This is a genomic window from Streptomyces sp. NPDC031064 (assembly GCF_055570965.1).
On sequence record NZ_JBVIGF010000010.1, the window covers coordinates 12,492 to 31,931 of the forward strand.

The following is a 19,440-nucleotide window of genomic DNA, read 5'->3' on the forward strand; positions in this document are numbered from 1 at the left end:
GCGGCCGGGTCAGGTTCGCTGCGTAGAGAGTGTTTACCGCTGCTTGTTCCAGGACGGTGGCGGTGTGCAAGAAGGCTTAATCGTTGGTAGTGCGGAGGCATCCGCCCGCGTTGATCAGGCTCATGACGATGTGTCCGCCGTGCTCTCGGTCAGGAGCGTATACGCGGCCGGTGACCGATTCGACCGTATTGATTGGCCGCAGTTTCTCTTCCTGACACCTGAGTCTGCAGTGGTGACGAGCGCCGGGAGTGCCGTAGCCGCGCGGGGCGTGCACTGATGGGCCGTCCGTTCGGCTACTCCTCCGGATGGGCCAGCCTGTGCAACTGCCTGCCCGTCGCGACATCCCACACTCGAGCGGTTCCGTCGTCGCTCGCGGTCGCGGCGGTCTTTCCGTCCGGGCTGAACGCCACGGCGTTGACCCAGTCGGTGTGGCCAACGAGCACGCGCAGTTGCTCCCCGGTGCCGGGATCCCACAGTCGGGCCGTGTAGTCGTCGCTGCCGCTGAGCAGAATGCCGTCCTCGCTGAAATCGACGCCGTTCACCCAATCGTCGTGACCGACCAGTTTACGAAAGGGCTTTGTCGTGCCCGTTTCCCACAGGTCGACCGCGCTGCCGCTGCTGGCGATGGCGAGAGCTTTCCCATCGGGACTGAAGGCCAGGCCTCCCGGGGACGAAACGTTCAAAGTGAATCTTAGTTTTCCTGTCGGCACGTCGGAGATGTGGATGGCATCGTCGTCCTCTCCAGCACTCGCCAAGAGTTTCCCGTTCGGGCTGAATGCCATGGACTTGACCTGGCCGGCATGAGCTTTCATATTGATGAGGTGCTTGCCCGTGGCTGCGTTCCACAGTCGTACCGTGCCTTCGTAATCGCCTATGGCGAGCGTCTTTGAATCGGTGGTCAGCGCTGCGGCCTCGACGTCGGCGTCCGCGGTTTCAACGTTCGCGTCCGTATCACCTGTCAGCGGATTGACGAGAGAGATGCCATTGTAGGCATCGTCGACGACGAATTTTCCGTCGGGGCTGAATGCCAGACATCGGCCGACGCATTCGTAGGTGTCCACGGCCTTGATTCTTATACTGTCGTCCGAGATATCCCACCGGCGCACTCTGTCGTATGTGCTGGTGACCAGGAATTTCCCATCCGGGCTGAAGACCACGAGGTCCACACCGCCGAGTGGAACATCAACTGTTCTCAGGTCACTGCTTCCGGCCGCGGTCAGCAACACGGGAATGAGCACGGCGGCAAGGCGGGCGCAGGCAGCTCGGCGGCGCACGCTCGGTCTTAGGGACCGCAACCGCCGCAATTGCCGGACACGACCACGAGGCGGACGTACAGGGGCGAGGGCAGGGGGGGGAGCGGGTGCCGTGGGGGATTCGGAGCCGCCGTCGCTCTCGACGGCATGGGCGGCGAGGAGGTCGCGCGCTGCCTGGGCCACCGTGGGGATGTCCTCGGCGGCGACCTGCGTGAGCGTTTCGCGTGCCGTGGTGACGCGCGCGGGATCGCCACTCCCCAGCCAGTCGCCCAGCGCCGCCACGGCGCCTCGCCGGATCGCCGGGTAGGGGCTGTCCAAGCCGATGCGCACCGATTCGGGCAGCCGTGCGGGGACAATGGGGGCCGGCGCGAAGGCCGCGTTGCGTGCAAAGGCCATCCGGCCCACGCGATTGCGGTCCAGGACATGCGGCTCCGGCCGTTTCCGGCTGACGAGCAGACTCCGCAGGCCTTCATAGACGGTGTCCAGGTCGAGCATCTCGGGCGCGTCGGCCACACCTGCGCGCAGTACGTCCGTGAACGCCGCGGTGAAGGCGGTGAGCGGATCCCCGGGAGGGGCCATGGCCACCCCGGTCTCCGCGGCGGCGGCCAGCACGAACGTACCGTCGACTTCCGCGAGATCGACCACCTTGCCGGACTGGGGGCCGAAGGCGCGGGCGCTGTAGCAGCAGTCGAGGATCACGATCCGCCGGGCGGCCGGACTGTTCTGCACCGCACGCCTGATCCACGCGTACGGGACGGCGGTGTCATAGACGGATGTTGGATCACTGTCCGGGACCGCGACATACAGGCTCCCGCTCGGACCGAGCAGGCCGTGTCCGGCGTAGTACACCAGCAGGGTGTCTGTGGCCGCCGCAGCGGCCTCCCGCACCAGTTTCGAGGCGGCCCCGGGAGTGGCGGGATCCAGCAGTTCCTTGCAGTTCTCCTTCGGCAGTCCCCACTTGGCCGTCAGCAGTGCGGCCACAGCACCCAGGTTGCCGGCCACGGCCGGCAGGTCTTCGAGGAAGGCGAACCGGCTGGCGCCGATGAGTGCGGCACGGGAACCTGACGGGTCGGGAAGCCTGTCCACGGCCATGGGCGGCTGCTTCAGGACTCGGGGTCGATCAGCTGCCGCAGCAGCCGCTGTGCCTGCTCGGGATCATCCGTGGAAAGGGCCACTTTGGTGCCGTCCGGGCGCTCGACGGTCACGGTCGGTCGCTGCGGGCGGGTGGCGCGCCAGTTGGCCAGGCTTAGTCCGAGCGAAGCTGAGCTGAAGCCGCTGCTGAGCACCAGGGAGACGATGTCGAGGACCGCCGACTGCTGGCCGGGCACAGGAGTGCTCGCCGACGCCAGTTGCGGGTCGGCGCTGCGCCGGATCGACCTGTCCTTGGTCAACCAGTCGTGGAGGGAACGCAGTTCGGCCTCCTGTGGATTCTTGCCCACGCTGATCACCAAGCGCATACGTCCCCCGGATTTCCGTGCTGACGGGCCTCCCCGAAGCTCGCTCAGCGTAGAGGTTCGGCCACGGTCCAAGGAAGCGGTTCGTCACAATCGCGCGGACACGAACAGTTGTGTCCCACAGAGGGCGGTCCCCTCGCTCAGCCGGCTTCGCGAGTCGATGACTGTCCGGTGATCCGCTTCTCGAACCAGTGGTGGGCGTACGGGTCGTCGGTAGGCCGCGGCCTCCCACTGCTGTACTGCTGTGTCGGGGCGGCCCAAGGGTGGTGGCCCCAACACTGTCCGCCGCTGGCGACTGTCCCTCCACAACATCCCAGACCCAGTGCCTGGCCGTCATACGCGGTCGTCGTGCACCGGTATCGTCCCGGCCGCCGCGGTGAGACGTGCCGCCGGGCGGCCGCGGCGAGATGCCGTGGTGTGTTGCTGACCCGCCGCGACGACGCCCGGCTGGCCGTCTGTCGTAGGGCCGCTTGGCCGTCCGGGCGTCTCGCCGGAGCATGCCTCGCTGCTGCGGCCGCCGGCGCGGTCGCGTGGTGCGGGACTCTGTTGTCCCGTCGCTTCGCCGCAGTGCGGTACGGGCGCCGTCCCCGCGCGTCTGGGCGCCGCCGTCCGGCCCCGTTCCGAGGGATGGGCGGCCGCATTGCTGCCGTCCACAGTGTCGCCGTCGTTCGTCTCCCCGCGCGGCAATGCTGTCCGTCACCTCGCCGCAGCCGCGTCGGGTTCGTCGCCCGGATCGGCAGAGGCACTGGTCCAACGTGGGGCGGTAAGGGACAGATACCCCACTGAGGTCACTGACGAAATATGTCAGGTCATGGACACGACCAAGCGGCGGGGACTCCCACCCGCTGCTTAAGACGTCGTTTCCTTTGGCTGAGGTCCGTGCTGCCGACGGCCAGGTGAGTGTCAGTGCGGTGTGGGAGTCTCCGGGGCATGAGCTACGACCTGGCTGTCTGGGAAGGCGAGAGGCCGGCGGATGACAAGACCGCCGGCCAGGTCTTCAGCAACCTGTACGACCGCTACATCGACGGCGAGGTGGAAGAGCCTCCGTCCCAACGCATTGCGGCTTACGTGGCCGCGCTGCTTGAGCGGTGGTGCGACATTACCGAGGACGAGGAGGACACCTCGCCTTGGTCGACCGGTCCGTTGATCGACGAGGCCAGTGGTCCGCTGATCTACTTCGCCATGCGGTGGAGCATGGCCGAGGAGGCGTCGGCCTACGCGGCGGCCGTGGCGGAGTCCATGGGGCTGGTCTGCTTCGACGTGCAGCAGGACCGGCTCAGGCCGTGAGTAGGGCCGCCAAGCAGCGGTAGCCGATCAGGGTCGCGGCTATGCCGACGAAGGCGAGGAAGTGTTCGGCCTTGCGTTCGTACCGCCGGTGGAGGCGTCGGCAGCCCGCCAGCCAGGACACGGTTCTTTCAACCACCCAGCGATGCCGGCCCAGCCGCTGCGGGGACTCGACACCCTTGCGGGCGATGCGGTGGCGGATCCCCCGCTCGCGCAGCCATCGGCGCAGGTGGTTGTAGTCGTAGCCCTTGTCCGCGTGCAGCTTCGCCGGCCTCCGGCGCCGAGGCCCGCGCTGGGACCGGATGGGCGGGATGCCGCGCACGAGCGGCTCCAGACCCTGGCTGTCATGCATGTTCGCACCCGAGATGCCCAGGGACAGTGGCAGTCCGTTCCGGTCGCAGATCAGGTGGATCTTCGATCCCAGCTTGCCGCGGTCGGTCGGATTCGGTCCCGTCAAGGGCCCCCTTTTGCCGCCCGCAGACTGACGGAATCGATTGCGCACCGGGACCAGTCCAGCTCGCCCCGCGCTCCGAGTTCATCGAGGATCACGCGGTAGAGCCTGGCCCAGACCCGGTCCCGGCTCCACTGGGCGAACCGGCGGTAGACCGTGGGCCAGGCGGGACCGAACACCGGCGGCATCTGCCGCCACGTGCAGCCTGAGGTCGCCACGAAGATGATCGCGGCCAGGGCTTCGCGGTCACCTGCCCGCCGTCGACCACCACCCTGCGGACGCGTGACCACTATCGGAGGCACCACCCGCCTGAACAGCACCCACAACTCGTCCGGCGCCAGTCGCTCAACGAGATCCGTCATGCACGGCTCAACGAACGATCACGCCATAAGAAACGATGCCTAAGCTGCCCCCAGAGTTGCTCGACTTGATTCCCCAACAGGCTCGCGCTGACCTGCCAAGGACGTCACGATGGAGGCGCCGCCCGATTGCCAACCAGCAGACACTTGGGGGCCGATCCAGGTTGCCCGTGGCGCGTGAGAACCCGCTTCTGAACCTGCGAAGTCGCGGTGCTGGGCCCCCTGGACAACACCAACACGCAGCATGAATTGACCGACTACGCCTCGGTTTGCCGGTAGTTTCACGCCTATCCCAACAGAAGCGGAGAGGCCGGTGAAAACAAGAACCGCGACTGCCTGGTTCACGCCCGCCCTGCGTACGCTCACGGTTCTCCTGGGTGCGGGGTCATTCGGTTTAGGGGCATGTGCGGTTTTCGCGACCCAGAACGGGACTGGCGCGGCGGCATTAATCGTATTCGGGGGCGTCCTACTTCTCCTCGCTCTGCTAGGCAGTCGTATCGAGAGCCTTGAGTTCGGAGGGGCCACGCTGAGGCTCCGGGCCGCTGCAGCGGAGAGGTTCGCATTGGCGGAGGAGATCGAGCGTCAGGGAGACATGACCACGGCTCGTGAGTTGCGTGCGGAGGCGAGGACTCTGCTGGACGCTGCGGGTCCTATCGCCGCCGACTACAGGTCGGTGCGCGGCTCGATGCGCCCCGGTGCCGCACGCACATGGGCCCTAGAAGCGGTGATTGCCCGTGCACGCCGCTTGGCACAGGAGCGGTCCTTCGAGTCGGCCGAGGTCTTGCGCTGGTTGCGTGACGGTACGGATGAAGAGCGCATCACCGCCCTGGCAATGATGCAGGCCAAGCCTGAACTGCGGAACTTCGAAGCCACCCTCGCCGCCATCGCGCACCCGCGCACCTCCTTCGAGCAGTACCACGCCATGCGGCTCGCGGTGCAGATGGTCGACGAACTCGACTGGGGCCAGGCCAGGAGGCTGGCTGAAGCAGTAGAGCGGCAGAGGGGCATTCGCTTCCGAAGGGACTCAGATCGCGTGAAGCTTCGCGAGGAGATTCTCCGGAAGGTGCGCGCGCGCTCGTAGAGCGGGGCCGGCCAGCGTGGCGCGGCAATCGAACGAGCGAGCGGCCTCAGCGGCCAACGGTACGTTGCTCGCCAGACTTCCCTACTCACTTGAGAACTGGAGCCAGTGGGGCGAGTAGCATCCCCGGTCGCTCACCAGAATCACCATCAGCCTTCCGAGACGAGCCGGTACACCACCTGGCGCAGCGCAACGCTGCCTGGTAGTTCTCCCCGATCTGCCGGGCCCGGTCCACTACGACCGGCCACCGCACCCGCTAACCTCCCCATGCAGTACATGTACCCCTTCGCCGCCCGGCCTGCCGCGTCACCTGGTCAGGGGCTGCTTGAGGCAGGGGCCGCGCGGAACTCCTGCGTCATCAGCGGGACCGAGCCGCGCTGCGCGGGTGCCGGGCCCGGTTCGCCCCAGACTTTGTGCAGCACCGCGCGCATCTGCGGCCCCGGCTTTCTGCTTTGTTGCAGCATTTGATCAACGAACGCCGCCCCTTAGCAGCCCCACTCAGGAGCCGGGAAACACCGTTCCTCTTCCCAGGGCTTCGTCCCGGCCAGCCGATGAACTCCACCACGCTGCAGAGACGCCTGAACCGCCTGGGCATCCCCAGCGACGGCAAAGCCCGCAACGGCGCCTGGCTTGCACTGGTGAGGGCAGTCCACTGGAAGATGCTCGCAGACCTCCTGGGCGCCGCCGACGGCACAGCCCACACCTGGCATCGAGCCAACGGCGGCGACCGCGCCAGCTACGTCGCCAGCCACCTACGAGCAGCCGAAGCGCCAACCGGCCCGGAGCAACATGGAGGTAGGGTTTTACCACTAACAGTCAGGAATTGGTTGCTGCTCTGCAAGGACGAGCATGCGGTAGTCACTGATGGCGCGCTTATAGCCGGAAGGTTTTTCGTCTCCGCCTGTGATTTTGTGAACATAATCACGCCTCAGTGTGCCGTTATGGTCAATTCGCTACTGCCTCGCGCGCCAGTCTGCAAAGGCTGTTGCGTCGAGCGTTCTCAGCCAGGATTCCAATCATTCTTGAGGACGCTCGGCTTGGCTTTCTTGACATCTTGCATGTCTAGCGTCCAACGAGTGCATGGTGGAACATGCGGAAACCTGAAGGCCCACCTGGCATCATCTGTGTCCGTAGCAAGAACAAAGACACCCTTGACATCTCCGGGAGTAGTTGGACAGCGCAAGAACGGTGCTCTTCTTATCCTTGCCCACTAGGACGGTCGAATCGAACAGTGCCGCTTGCTCTTCGGGTCGCAGATGATCCTGCTCGCGGCTTTGGCGTAATTGGTCCTGGGTTGCACGTGATTGCAGAATCCCGCTGTAGCCATTCAGGAGCAGGCCAACCCCCGCCACACCGACTGCGGCTACTTGAGCCCAGTCGACCCATCGCGCTCGAGATTCAGCCTCCCAATGCGCTTCAAGCTTCGGCGACAGACATGGGGTTGCGACACGCGATGCGCGCACTGCCCCGCCGCTACCTTAGAGCTCGTAACACGATCTTGTTGAGGTGTGCTGGTCGGGCGTGACCATTACGCCGATTCTGCCGTTCGTGGGGTGTGGGGAACCGGCCGTGGATCGTGGATGATGAACTGTGGGCGCTGATCGAGCCGTTGCTGCCGCCCTGGCCGCAGAAGACTCCCGGCCCGAAGCCGGCCGATGACCGGCTGTGCCTGCAGGGCATCTTGTACGTGCTCTACAACGACGTCAGATGGCAACTGCTGCCGCTCGAGCTGGGCTTCGGCTCGGGGCAGACCTGCTGGCGCCGACTCGGTCGGTGGCACGAGGTCGGCGTCTTCGACAAGCTGCACCGCCTCCTGCTCGCCGGGCTGCAAGCGGCCGACGAACTGGACTGGACCCGGGCCTGCGTGGATGCCTCCCACTCTGCGTGAAAAAGGGGGGCGAGGTCACCGGCCCGTCACCGGTCGACCGCGGGAAGACTGGCAGTAAGCACCATTTGATCTGCGACGGCAGAGGCACTCCGTTCAAGGTCATCACCACCGCGGCCAGTCAATGACGTCACGCAGACGCTGGCCCTGGTCGACGGAATCGCACCCGTGGCCGGCAAACCCGGCCGACCGCGCAGGCGTCCCGACGCCCTGCTCGGCGACAAGGGGTACGACAGCAATCCCAACCGCCGCGAGCTGCGCCGGCGCCGGATCCTGCCGGTGATCTCCCGCAAGGCGCCCCGAACATCAAGGGCCTGGGCAAGCTCCGCTACGTCGTCGAACAGACCTTCTCGCCCGTGCACCACTTCAAACGCCTGGCCGTCCGCTGGGAAAGACGCCTCGACCTGCACGACGCCCTCGTCTCTCTCGCCTGCGGCCTCATCTGCTGGAGACGTCTCAAGAAGGCCCGCGCGAGACGGGTCACGAGCCTTTTACTGACGGCGGTCTTCGCCTGCGGCTCGGTAGCCGGCTCACGGCCACCACGGGCCTGGTCAAGGCTGCCTTGGTCTCCGCCCATGTGCGCGAGCAGGGCGGTCGTGCAACTGATTCATCTTGTTGGGCATACCGGGTCTGCTGACTGATCCGACAGGTACGCCGTCCGTTCCTCTGGGGTGAGGTCGCGGTTGACGGCACGGCAGATTTTCTTGATCGCTTCGGAAGGTTGGGGGAGGGTCACGTCAGACAGCCGCGCGGTGTAGTCGACACTGCCGGTGGCAAGGGTACGGCCGTCGGGACTGAAGGCCACCGATGACACCGTGTCGTTGTGACCGGACACGGTGGCAACGGCCTTGCCGGCGGCTACGTCCCACAGCCGTATGGTCGGGACGTTGCTGGCGGTGGCGAGGGTGCGGCCGTCGGGGCTGAAGGCCACCGCATTCACCGCGCCCTCGTGCCCGGTCAGAGTGGTGCGGGTCTTACCGGTGGCGACGTCCCACAGCCGCACGGTGTAGTCGTCACTGGCGGTGGCGAGGGTGTGACCGTCGGGACTGTAGGCCACCGACCTAACCCAGCCGGTGTGCCCGGTCAGGGTGGTGCGGGTCTTGCCAGTGGTCACGTCCCACAGCCGCGCGGTGTCATCGATGCTGCCGGTGGCGAGGGTGCGGCCGTCGGGGCTGAAGGCCACCGCATTCACCGTGCCCTCGTGCCCGGTCAGGGTGGTGCGGGTCTTACCGGTGGAAAGGTCCCACAGCCGCACGGTCGAATCTCCGCCAGCGGTGCCGAGGGTGCGGCCGTCAGGACTGAAGGCCACCGACAATACCGCGCCAGCGTGCCCTCTCAGGGTGACGCGGGTCTTGCCGGTGGAAAGGTCCCACAGCCGCACGGTCGCGTCGAGGCTGGCGGTGGCGAGGGTGCGGCCGTCGGGGCTGAAGGCCACCGACCACACCGCGCCAGCGTGCCCGGTCAGGGTGACGCGGGTCTTGCCAGTGGAAACGTCCCACAGCCGCACGCTCGCGTCGAAAGCGCCGCTGGCGAGAATGCGGCCGTCGGGGCTGAAGGCCACCGAATCCACTTCGTGGGTGTGCCCAGACAGGGACGTGCGGGTCGCACTGGTGGTCACGTCCCACAGCCGTCCGGTCGCATCGACGCCGCTGGTGGCGAGGGTGCGGCCGTCGGGGCTGAAGGCCACCGACCACACCGCGCCAGCGTGCCCTCTCAGGGTGACGCGGGTCTTGCCAGTGGAAACGTCCCACATCCGTACGGTCGCGTCGCTGCTGACTGAAGCGAGGGTACGGCCGTCGGGGCTGAAGGCCACCGACGGCACCCCGCCATCGTGCCCGGTCAGGGTGGTGCGGGTCTTGCCGCCGGCGACATCCCACAGCCGCACGGTCGAGTCTTCGCCGGCGGTGGCGAGGGTGCGGCCGTCAGGACTGAAAGCCACCGACCACACCGGGCTACCGTGCCCGGTCAGGGTGGTGCGGGTCTTGCCGCCGGCGACATCCCACAGCCGCACAGTCCCGTCAAAATCTCCGACGGCGAGGGTGCGGCCGTCGGGACTGAAGGCCACCGAATTCACCTCGTCGATGTGGCCGGTCAGGGTGGCGCGGGTCTTGCCGGCGGCGACATCCCACAGCCGCACGGTCGCGTCGACACCACCCGTGGCGAGGGTACGGCCGTCGGGACTGAAGGCCACCGACGTCACCGCGTCATCGTGCCCTCTCAGGGTGGCGCGGGTCTTGCCGGCGGCGACATCCCACAGCCGCACGGTCGCGTCGCTGCTGGCGGTGGCGAGGGTGCGGCCGTCGGGGCTGAAGGCCACGGACCACACCTTGTCGGTGTGCCCTCTCAGGGTGGTGCGGCTCTTGCCTGTCGCGATGTCCCACAGCCGTATGGTCGCGTCGTTGCCAGCGGTGGCGAGGGTGCGGCCGTCGGGGCTGAAGGCCACCCAATTCACATCGTCGGTGTGTCCGGTCAGACGTCGGTGCAGGGGGAGGGCCGCTGCGGTCCGCAGGCTTTCGATGGACTCGGGGGTGTGGCTGGTGCGGTAGGCTTGGACGGCCAGCAGCGAGGCGAGTTCAGGGTTTGCACGGAGAAGCGTGTCGGACTGGGTGGCGAGTTGCCGGGACTGCGCTGATTGCCGTTGGGTAATTGCTGTCCGCCACTGCCAGAGGACGCCCCCTGCGGCGAGGAGTGCGAGTACGAGCAGGCCGGCAAGGACCGTGTTGAGGCGCCTGCTACGTCGAATGACGTCTTGTTGGCGCTGTTTGCTGGCGGTGAGGAAGGCGGTGATGTCGCCTGGCAGGTGACGTCGTCGTGACCACTCGAGGCCTTCCGCGAGTGCTGTTCCCCCGAGAAGATCTCCCGTGTCGGTTGTGGCTGCCCAGCGGGCCTGTTGTCCCCGGGTGCGGTTGAGCCACTCCTGGAAATGGTGATCCTGGCTGATCCACTCGCGCAGTGTGCCCCAGTCACGGATGAGCGCGTCATGGATCAGTTCGGCCACCGGCTCGCCGGGAGGCGCGTCTGGGCGTTGTGGGTCTCGCAGCGTCTGGGTGGTGATGATGCGATGGTGTGTGAGGGCGGCCATCACGGTGTCGACGTCGCCGTCGGTTGTGTCGTCCGGGCCCGCTGCCAGGTCTCGCAGTTCGTTGAGGAGGACCTGCGCGCGAACGGCCGGTATGTGGCGGCCGGCGTCGGCGGGGTGCACCAGGGAGGTCAGGATGCGCCGTGCGATGGTCCGTTGTCCGGGGGCCAAGTCGTTGAGGGCGCTGTCGCACCAGGTGGTCAGGCTTCCGCTGACCGCTCCGATGCGACGGTAGGCCTCATGGGTGAGGTATCCGTCCTGACGGCGGAGCCACAGTTGGCTGAGCGTCAGCTCCAGCAGGGGCAGCACGGTTGCGGGTGCCTCTCCTGCTGTGGCTGTCTCGGGAGTGGTGGCCAGGACGTCGGTGATGATCTGTTCCGGCAGTCCCGATTGAAAGTGGAGTCCCACGTCCTGTGCGGGCAGGACGATGATGTCGTGCAGGTCCTGCCTGGTCAGGGTGCCCGGTACGTTGAGGAGCCCTGGCATCGCCCTTTCCAGCAACGTGGGGGCCGCAGCGGCCAGTTGGGCATAGAAGTCATCACGCATGACCAGGATTACGCTGAGGCTTGCGGGCGATTCGACCGCTGCGGCGATCTGGTCCAGGACGGCCATGCGGTTCCGCTGGGAGCCATTGGCAGTCTGGGTGAAGAGTTCTTCGAACTGGTCGATGATCAGCAGGAGGCGCTCGCGGGTGGGTTCGGCTGCAAGGCGACGCGTGACCGCCTCGGCTATCCCTTCGGTGATGGCCCCGGGCAGCCCCGCGCGCTCGATCTCCGCCGACAAGTCCTGCCTCGGCCGGGCAAGCACCGGCAACCACCGGTCGCTGCCCGGCAGCTCCCCAGCGGCCAGCGCACGCAGCACACCGGCCTGGATCAGAGACGACTTGCCCGACCCGGAGGGCCCGAGCAGCAGCGTGAGCGGCCGCTGGCGGGCCAGGTTCGACACGACTTGTCGTACCGCGTCCCGCCGGCCTTGGAACCAGCGGGCCTGGTTTTCGGTGAACGACTCCAGCCCCCGGTAGGGACACAGCGCCTGCTCGGCAAGTTCCGGCAGGATCTCCCGCAAGACCTGCGTCGGCGTGACATACGCGATGCCCTGACCTCGTACGTACTCGTCGGGAGCGGTGATCTCGGTGAGCATGCCGATGACCAGGCCGGTCACCTCGTCGAGGACCGGCCCGCCGCTGAACCCGGTGGTGAGGTCGTTGGCGGCCGTCAACTGCAGGTGCGGGCCCCCGCCGCCGACAGCTGGCAGCAGATCTCCGGCCACACCGAAGCCGAAGTGTCCGTCCGGCGGGGCCTGAGCGGGGAACCCGAATGAGCGCACATGGTGGCCCCGGCAGCCCGCCGCGGAGCCCAACAGCAACGATCTCATGCTTGCCGACGTACCGCTCAGGTGAAGGACGGCCACGTCCTCGTCCTCGGGAGCACGCCACAGCCCCGTCACGACATGTCCCTCGGCCCGGAACCTCTCCGCTATGTGGGGAAAGACCACTCCCACTCGCTGCCCGGGCCCGCCTCCCGCCGCCCGGACGACGTGCGCACAGGTGACCAGGACACCCTCGGCCACCAAGAAACCGGCTCCCGCCACTTTCCCTCCCGGCCCGAGGATCTGTGCCACGGCAGCGGGCAAATCCGACGCTGTAGGGTCGTCCGACACCTTGCCGACGCCTTCCACCGGATCAGCCCGTATTCTCTTGCGGGAGAGGGTGACCGAGTCCTTCCTTCGCCCATGACAAGGTCACCTTCAGATGGCCACTGGCCTGGCTCTTGGTGATCACGGCCCCGGCCTCGGCCGCGAGGTCGACACCGAACTCGACCGTGATGTTGTCGGGGTGAGCCTTGCGCAGCTGGTCGAGTGTGGCGTGAGCCGCCTTGGCGACCGGCTCCAGAGCCCCCTGCAGACTCCCCGGTAGCTCATGAATGGCATCGCCGATACGACCGGCCTTCACCGGCCCTTCCAACGCACCCGCTGGCTCCTCGACCAGAACCCAGCCCCCGCCCTCCAGCGGAATCCGAGTCAGAGGTGTCAAAACGCCTCCTCCGCCTATCGTGCTCACCTCAGGCGTCGACGAGCGGGGTGCCATCGGCGCCAATGCCGCTCCCTGTCGCCTCGTGGGTGAGGCCGCCAAGCGCCGTGAACGGAACTGCGGCGTTGTCAACGCCTGGAGCTTTGATCGATGGTCGTCGACGGTCTCGCTTCGGCGTCCTGGCCAGGATCCCCGCATATGGCATGGGCCGCATCTCGGAGCAGGCAGTTGAGAGCACGGGCATTTACCAGTACGCCGTGGAGGTACGGGCGGATACGGATGCGCTGCTTCACGCCGCTGAACAGTGGGATCTTGCTCTGGCATCCTTGCCGCCCCGCTGATCAGCATCGCGTGACAGCAGGCATCACGAAATATCCGCCACAGCCTAGAATTCCCCACCCGCGCTCAGGCCGCTCCCCAGGCCTGATCTTGCTCCGCCCTGGGATGGCCCCGCTCCAGAGGGCGCAAGCAGGCCTGGGACGACGGCCGGGTCAGTGGCTGGCGGGTACCGGAGCCGACCCACATCCACCGCCAGCGCCACGGCGGGCGCGAGCACACCACCGAAGGAGCACCCCGTGCTGGACCGCATACCCGACGACATCAAGGTGTGGCTGCTCATGCCCGGCAGCGACGACCACCCCAGCCAGGCCCCAGCGTGGCGCGCCGGCAACTACTGTGCCACCTCGTACTGGGAGGCGCCCGAGATTGAGGCGAACACCGCTCACGCCGAGGTGCTTGCGGTCCTGAAGAAGGCGTACCCGGACGAGGCGGCATCGTGCGGCACGCGGGCGACGCACCTGCGGGACTTCCTGTCGGACGAACGGATCGGCGACTGGATCGTCACCCCGGACGACGACACCGCGCACCTGGGCATCATCACCGGCGAGCTGGAGTACACGTTCTTCGGCGACGCCTTCCCCCGTCGGCGAAGGGTCGACTGGAAACTGTCCATACCGCGACGGCTGCTGCTGAGGTACGCGACCCAGACGGTCGGCACGTTCGTCCCTGTCCACAAGCACCGCGACGCCGTGCTGCTCGCCATCGCCCAGCACGGTGGCCTCGGGCTGTTCACTGGCCAGGATCACGAGGAGCTGGAGAGCCTGGAGGAGGAAGTGCCCGAGGCGGTCGGCCTGGTGGGCGTCCCGTACCAGGAGGCGGACGAAACGATCACCCCCGCCCCAGCCGTCCCCTCCACCCCCGACAGCGCAGCCGTTACCCGCGCGCTGCGCACCCACGCCCAGCTTCAGAATGCACTCGCCCGTCAGGCCGCCGACCACGGCCTCCTGCCCCGCACGCGAGGCAACGACGCGCCGGACTACGACCTGGTCCTGACCGACCCGGCCGGGAAGCATCTGATTCTCGTCGAGGTCAAGTCGCTTCCTCCCGGCGGCGAGGAGGCACAGCTGCGGTCCGGGCTCGCGCAGCTCCTCGACTACGCTGACCACTTCCGTCACCACACCGGCCTACGCCGCGTCCTGTGGGTCGAGCACGCCCCGGCAGAGGCCAAGCGGTGGAAGCGGATCTGCAAGCGCGCCGGGATCACCCTCGCCTGGCCCCGGCGCGAGGACCGGGTCTTCGGGTAGCAGTCGTCTACCTGCTTCCGTTTCGTCTGCGTCGTCTGCATGAGTCAGTGATCGGCTGAACTCCGCTAAGTAAACCGTAATCTGATCAACTCGAAAGGTTCGGGAACCGGAATCGGCCGTACCTCTGAAAGGTGAGGACCCCGCGCAGTTTGCACCCGGGGACAGGGAATGGGCCGGGGCTGGGACGTTGCTGATACCGGTGAAGCGAGGCCGCCCCTGGTTGAGCGCTCAAGTAGGTGGGGAGCAGAGCAGGGAAAGGGAAGTCCACAGAAACTGACCTTCGCGGTGCCGCCCAAGGCTTCGTACTTGCCATCGATTGTGCCGAAGCCCCGCAGGGCGTGGGGTTTACGTCGCTGGACCAGGACGCCCCCGCGCCGCGGAGCGGCCCGGGGGCAGGCTGGACGCCAGCCGCACCTCCCTCAGGGAGCCCAGTACTTCACGGCATCCCGCTCGCCGTAAGAGCCGCCTTCATCCAGCGGTCCACCGCCCGATCTGGGGGGATTCTGCGCGACTGGTCTCAGGCCGTCGTCGAGGAGGTCCGCCGCACCACTCGGGCCGACGTCGAAGTCGACGCGGCGGCGATCCGCCATGGCATTGCCGAGTTCACTCACAGCCGGATGTGTATTGCCAGACCCCGGGCTCCCGGCCCCGGGGCCTCGTGCTGACGGGCGCAGGGCGCGATCACCTGCACCATCCGATGAAGCACCGCACAGCCCCAGCACCCGTGTGCTGGGCCCTGAGGCTGGAGGCGAAGTGTGGTGGGGGCGGCGATTGCTGCCCCCACCTCGTGTCCTGGTGCTGCTGGACGATCTATTCGCCTGTGGTGCCCAGTTGTACGACCTGGGGGTCGTGGGTGCTGAGGCGGTTTCCGGTGCGTGTGTCGATGCGGAAGATGCCGCTCGCGCCTTCGATGACGTTGGTGGTATCGAAGAGGTAGAGCTGGGCTCCTACCGCGTTGATGTGGGGCGGGGTCTGAGGCGGGTCGACGGCCTTGCCGATGGCCAGGCTCGCGGTGAGGAAGGCATCGTGGGCCATGACCGCCCAGCCGCTCGCCAGGTGACCCGGGTCGAACTTCTGTCCGTGATGGGGCCGGCCGAATTCACCGGCGAATGCCTTGTACAGGGCGCGGTCGGGGTTGCTCTCGCTGTTGAGCTGGGCTGGGTCGGCGAGGGGGACGTAGAGGACGGAGATGGGGGCGTCGGGGTCATTCAGGGCCGGGATCTTGCGGTCCAGGGTTGCCGCGTCCGAGCCGGTGACCACGGTGATCGGGGTTGTGCGGCAGTGCCTCTGGTGCAGGTTTTCGAGGAAGGTGGGCAGGTAGGTGGCGCGGCCGGCGTAGAACACCAGGTCGGGTACCACATTGCCGCAGAGGTTCTTGCTGATCGTGTTCAGGCTGGTGCGGTCGGCGCCGTTCCTCACGTCGAAGTTGAAGTAGATCCTCTTCCCCTTGTCGAGGTAGGGGAGCAGGCCGGTCGCCTGGTTGTAGAACGCCTTCTCCAGGGACTGGGTGTAGAGGTCGGGGGTGTTGTTGGGGGTGAAGGGGGCGCTGACGAGTGCGGCGGTCTTGAGGTCGGGGCGGTTTTGGATGTGCCGGCTGATCGTGGCGAGCTGGGTGTTGACCGTGGGTGCAACACGTACGAGGCCGGGAATCTTGGGGCCGTTGTTGATCGTGCCGGTGGTGTCCAGGCCGGCCGCGGTGATCAGATCGCCGATCATCGGGATGGAGGCCTTGGACAGTGCCCGGGCGGCATCGACGGTCTCCTGGCGGCTGAGGCCCATTCCGGTGACGGCGACGAGCCGGTCCTGAGTGCTGGTCATCGACTTGAGCCGGTCGGTGACGGTACGCCAGTCCTTCTGCTCGCTGCCGGTATTGGCCAGCACCAGCCGGATCTTGGGGTAGGCGTTGCCCTGGTTGGCCCGGTGCTGGGCGATGAAGGCGCCTTCGACCTGGTGGACAGCCCGGCCGCCGGACAGGCTGGTGGGGCCTTCGGTGAGCGGGCCCAGCAGGGCGACGGTGACGTAGCCGGCGTTCTTGGTCGCTGCCCGGTTCTCCGCGTCGATCGCGGCGAGGGCCGGCTGCATACCTTTGCCGAAGAGGCTGTGGCCGTCGCGGCCGTCGGTGATACCGACGCACTCACCGGCCGCCGTGCGCAGCAGTGCCGGGTTGGTGGTGCCGCAGTGACGCTTGCGCTCTGCGGCAGCCTTCTGATCATCCCGCTGTCGCTGCAGGGCGGCGCGGGCAGCGGCTTCCTGGTTCTGTTCGTGCTGCCACCACACGACGCCGGCGGCCGCGGCGACGACCGCCGCCGCGGCAAGCACGAGCGACAACTGTAGTCGCCGGGGCTGAACAAGGCGTGAGGCGGAGAGTGCCCGCGGCCACTTCCGTGAGCGTTTGACGGGCGCGAGGCCTTCGTTCACAGCGTGCCAGGCCTCACCCCATGGAGCTTGTTCGTCCTCACTCAATCCGCAGGCCTGCAGATACTGAGTGACGAACTTGAGGCTGGGAAGCTGATCCCGGCGGAGGGTGGAGGCGACTGTGGAGGGCGGCAGCGGCTCGCCTGCCGCGGTGGCGTTCTCGTTGAGCCGTTCAAGGGACAGCCGCTTGTAGGTCCTCAGACTCGCCAGGGCGTCACGGAACTCCTTGGCGTTGCTGATCGTCAGCGGCTTGGGCGCCTTGGGCGCCATCGCCTGCCGCAGCTGACCGGGCTGGTCCACGGGGCCTGCCGTCTTCTTCCAGAAAGTCCTCACGCGCGCCTCCCCGTGACAGAGACGGAGGACTGCTCCAGCCACGCGATGATCGGCACAGCAGCGCCGGCGGCCACCGTGATGACGCCGAGCGCGTCGAGGACGGACTGTCCCGACTTCAGGAGCACGACGACCACCAGCACGATGACGACGAACACCGTCACGCGAAGGCCGGCGGTCACCGTCCCCGTCCCGCAGGACGGGGACGCGGGCAGGACGCTGCTGCGAGGACTTCGTGAGCGTGAGGATCGGGGAACGCGCATGATCTGACCTCCTGGGCGCTGGCGTGGATACGCCGGGCGGACCCCGCGGGCGATTACCGGTCACCGACACGGGGTGTGATGGGAAGTAAGCGTGCTGTCGCCAACGGTCCGGTGGCAAGCCCTGCACCTTGTCGGAACGGCACCCCGCGAGAACCGCGCCGTGCGGCAGGCGTTCCACCCTCCTCCGCCCCAGGCCAGGCTGCTCCCCAGCCGGTTCGTCCGAGCCGTTGAGGGTGCACCAGGCGTTCGGAACGCTCTCTGACACTGGATGGGGAAGTGACCGTGACCTGCGCGTATTTCCTTCGGAAGGCGGCGGAAAGCCTCTTCGATCTTGCTATTGCCCTCGGGCAGTGACGAGACTGGGTACCAGCGGCCGCTCGCAAGACAGGCCGCTGCCGTGACAACCCTCGTCAAGTCCTCCTGGGCGCGATGCGGACAGCTCACGGACAACGAGAGGGCCCCTGTTACCGGCAGGGGCCCTCCCTCACGCTACCCACGGCCTGTCGACACCTTCGGAACACGTCCCGCGGGCTCCACGATCGTACCGAGCGCACATACCCCCGGGCAGGCCAACTAGAGAAGGACGGCGAGCGTTCGCGCCGGTGGACAGGCCCTCAGGTTGCCGCTTCGCCAGTGCCACGTCTATGGGGATGTGCTCCCGCCTGCCGTGCGCACCGTGGACACGCCCCTGGGCCTTCACCCCGCAAACCTCGTATCACACATGTTTTACTCCTTTGGTGAACAATTGCCCCTATATGTTCAGAGTCATCGGTGTCGCAGCCGCGCTAGTCCTTGGACTCGCGCTGCCCTGGTCGGCTGCGGCTGCCGAGGAGGAGCCGAAGCTCACGGTCATCGGCGCTGAAGAAACCATCAAACTGAAGACACGACCTGAGAACGGCCAGCTTCTGCGCGCCCGGGTAAGGGTCGCGGTGTCCAACAGCGGGACAACCGACGCGGTCCTGGCTGCCGAGACGTTTCTCGATGCGATCAACCACGAAACTGATGAGACGTGCACGCGGGCTGAAGACGTCACCGAGACGATTGACGGAACGCCCCCCAGCGTCGGCCGCGGCAAGACCGAACTCGTCGTGATTGATCTCGAACTAGACGAAAAGTGCAGCAACAGGGAAGGAACCCTCCTCCTGTCCAGCGGCACAGGGGCCCCGGCCAAAGTCCGCCTTCTGGTCCCCCGCCTCGAGGAACTCGAACCGGGCTACTGGCAGGCCGGGTTGGCAACCTTCGTAAGCACAGTCCTCGTCGGCCTGACCATCCTCTTCTTGGGCGCCAAGAGCGCCCTGACCGATGAGGTGCCCATCGGCAAGGCGTGGTCTGTCGAGGACAACTGGCTCACCAACGTCGCCACACTCGGAGCCATCCTCGGTAGCGTCCTCACTGCCACAGGTTTCGTGGAAGACTGGCTGCCAGGCGTCTCCCTCGGACCTCTGCTCGGTTTGAACCTTCTCTTCACCGGGTTCCTGCTTGTCGCGCCGGTCATCTACTCCGCTTCATGCACCTGGAAGTGGATGCGGGCACCCGCCAACGTCCAGAACGGGGAGCCGGGATACGAGATGAAGGTGACGGGCCGGGGCTGGGGCCTCCTCCTCGCTGCCTGCGCCACCGTAGCCGGAGTGATCGGCCAGCTCTCGATGACAGGAGCGCTGATCTTCTCCTCATCGACACACACCGGGATCAAGGTTTTCCTCCTGATCCTTTTGGGTCTCGCAGCCACCTTCACCGCAATCTATGCCGTCAAGTTCGTGCATGGAACGCTGCGGTGGGAACGGGAAGAGGGCAAGGAACCGCTGCGCAGTCTGAACGGACAATCACGCAGCGGCATCATGTAGCGGTGCACCGGCGCCGTCCGCTCGGGGTCGTAAGACACATACTGCGCGAGGCTTGAGCGCCTTCCCATCGAAGGCCAGACATGCCCGGCCGGATCCTCCGGCACGGCATCATCGACCAGCCCGAGGCCCGCGC

The 19,440-nt window shown here is 66.9% G+C and carries 12 protein-coding genes and 1 pseudogene; 5 read left to right on the plus strand and 8 right to left on the minus strand.

Translation table 11 applies throughout. The features are described 5' to 3' along the window. Positions 1–293: 293 nt before the first annotated feature. Positions 294–2,345 carry a caspase, EACC1-associated type gene (locus ACZ46W_RS30640; protein WP_468344436.1) on the minus strand — a complete coding sequence of 684 codons (2,052 nt, stop codon included), beginning with the start codon at positions 2,343–2,345 and terminating at the stop codon, positions 294–296. A gap of 11 nt (positions 2,346–2,356) precedes the next feature. Next, the gene (locus ACZ46W_RS30645; protein WP_468344439.1) at positions 2,357–2,692 is read right to left on the minus strand and encodes an effector-associated constant component EACC1; all 336 of its coding nucleotides are present in this window, start codon (positions 2,690–2,692) and stop codon (positions 2,357–2,359) included. Positions 2,693–3,637: 945 nt separating this feature from the next. On the opposite strand from ACZ46W_RS30645, the gene ACZ46W_RS30650 reads away from it, so the two are divergent. Further along, positions 3,638–3,994: a hypothetical protein gene (locus ACZ46W_RS30650; protein WP_468344442.1), complete on the plus strand. Its 357-nt coding sequence runs from the start codon at positions 3,638–3,640 to the stop codon at positions 3,992–3,994. Here the strand turns inward: ACZ46W_RS30650 and ACZ46W_RS30655 are convergent. Continuing rightward, a protein-coding gene (locus tag ACZ46W_RS30655; protein WP_468344445.1) for an IS5 family transposase occupies positions 3,984–4,804 on the minus strand; the annotation gives its coding sequence in 2 pieces (ribosomal slippage) (positions 3,984–4,454 and positions 4,457–4,804; 819 coding nt in all). The genes ACZ46W_RS30650 and ACZ46W_RS30655 overlap by 11 nt on opposite strands. Positions 4,805–5,393: 589 nt before the next feature. Here ACZ46W_RS30655 and ACZ46W_RS30660 point away from each other — a divergent pair. Together ACZ46W_RS30660 and ACZ46W_RS30665 are read left to right on the plus strand one after the other, a co-directional pair. After that, positions 5,394–5,882: a hypothetical protein gene (locus tag ACZ46W_RS30660; RefSeq protein WP_468344449.1), complete on the plus strand. Its 489-nt coding sequence runs from the start codon at positions 5,394–5,396 to the stop codon at positions 5,880–5,882. 1,570 nt (positions 5,883–7,452) lie between these two features. Then, positions 7,453–8,231: pseudogene (locus ACZ46W_RS30665) on the plus strand (IS5 family transposase); the annotation flags it as partial. A gap of 140 nt (positions 8,232–8,371) precedes the next feature. On the opposite strand, the gene ACZ46W_RS30670 reads toward ACZ46W_RS30665, so the two are convergent. After that, the gene (locus ACZ46W_RS30670) at positions 8,372–12,502 is read right to left on the minus strand and encodes an nSTAND1 domain-containing NTPase (protein ID WP_468345240.1); all 4,131 of its coding nucleotides are present in this window, start codon (positions 12,500–12,502) and stop codon (positions 8,372–8,374) included. Between the two features lie 22 nt (positions 12,503–12,524). Beyond that, positions 12,525–12,875 carry a CU044_2847 family protein gene (locus ACZ46W_RS30675; RefSeq protein ID WP_468344452.1) on the minus strand — a complete coding sequence of 117 codons (351 nt, stop codon included), beginning with the start codon at positions 12,873–12,875 and terminating at the stop codon, positions 12,525–12,527. 572 nt (positions 12,876–13,447) lie between these two features. Here ACZ46W_RS30675 and ACZ46W_RS30680 point away from each other — a divergent pair. Then, positions 13,448–14,455 carry a hypothetical protein gene (locus ACZ46W_RS30680; RefSeq protein WP_468344455.1) on the plus strand — a complete coding sequence of 336 codons (1,008 nt, stop codon included), beginning with the start codon at positions 13,448–13,450 and terminating at the stop codon, positions 14,453–14,455. Between the two features lie 419 nt (positions 14,456–14,874). On the opposite strand, the gene ACZ46W_RS30685 is transcribed toward ACZ46W_RS30680, so the two are convergent. The 3 genes from ACZ46W_RS30685 to ACZ46W_RS30695 form a co-directional block, all read right to left on the minus strand. Beyond that, positions 14,875–15,066, minus strand: coding sequence for a hypothetical protein (locus ACZ46W_RS30685; protein ID WP_468344458.1), 192 nt, complete (start codon positions 15,064–15,066; stop codon positions 14,875–14,877). Between the two features lie 199 nt (positions 15,067–15,265). Continuing rightward, complete coding sequence (locus tag ACZ46W_RS30690; RefSeq protein WP_468344461.1) at positions 15,266–17,170, minus strand: type 1 periplasmic-binding domain-containing protein; 1,905 nt, start codon at positions 17,168–17,170, stop codon at positions 15,266–15,268. 29 nt (positions 17,171–17,199) lie between these two features. Next, the gene (locus ACZ46W_RS30695; RefSeq protein WP_468344464.1) at positions 17,200–17,382 is read right to left on the minus strand and encodes a hypothetical protein; all 183 of its coding nucleotides are present in this window, start codon (positions 17,380–17,382) and stop codon (positions 17,200–17,202) included. An 836-nt stretch (positions 17,383–18,218) separates the two neighbouring features. Here ACZ46W_RS30695 and ACZ46W_RS30700 point away from each other — a divergent pair. Continuing rightward, positions 18,219–19,307 carry a hypothetical protein gene (locus ACZ46W_RS30700; RefSeq protein ID WP_468344467.1) on the plus strand — a complete coding sequence of 363 codons (1,089 nt, stop codon included), beginning with the start codon at positions 18,219–18,221 and terminating at the stop codon, positions 19,305–19,307. The last annotated feature ends 133 nt before the right edge of the window (positions 19,308–19,440 follow it).

Excerpts from the sequence above, each read along its gene's own strand:
- ACZ46W_RS30640 (WP_468344436.1), bottom strand. The coding sequence starts at position 2,345 with ATGGCCGTGGACAGGCTTCCCGACCCGTCAGGTTCCCGTGCCGCACTC.
- ACZ46W_RS30650 (WP_468344442.1), top strand. The coding sequence starts at position 3,638 with ATGAGCTACGACCTGGCTGTCTGGGAAGGCGAGAGGCCGGCGGATGAC.
- ACZ46W_RS30660 (WP_468344449.1), top strand. The coding sequence starts at position 5,394 with ATGACCACGGCTCGTGAGTTGCGTGCGGAGGCGAGGACTCTGCTGGAC.
- ACZ46W_RS30700 (WP_468344467.1), top strand. The coding sequence starts at position 18,219 with ATGTTCAGAGTCATCGGTGTCGCAGCCGCGCTAGTCCTTGGACTCGCG.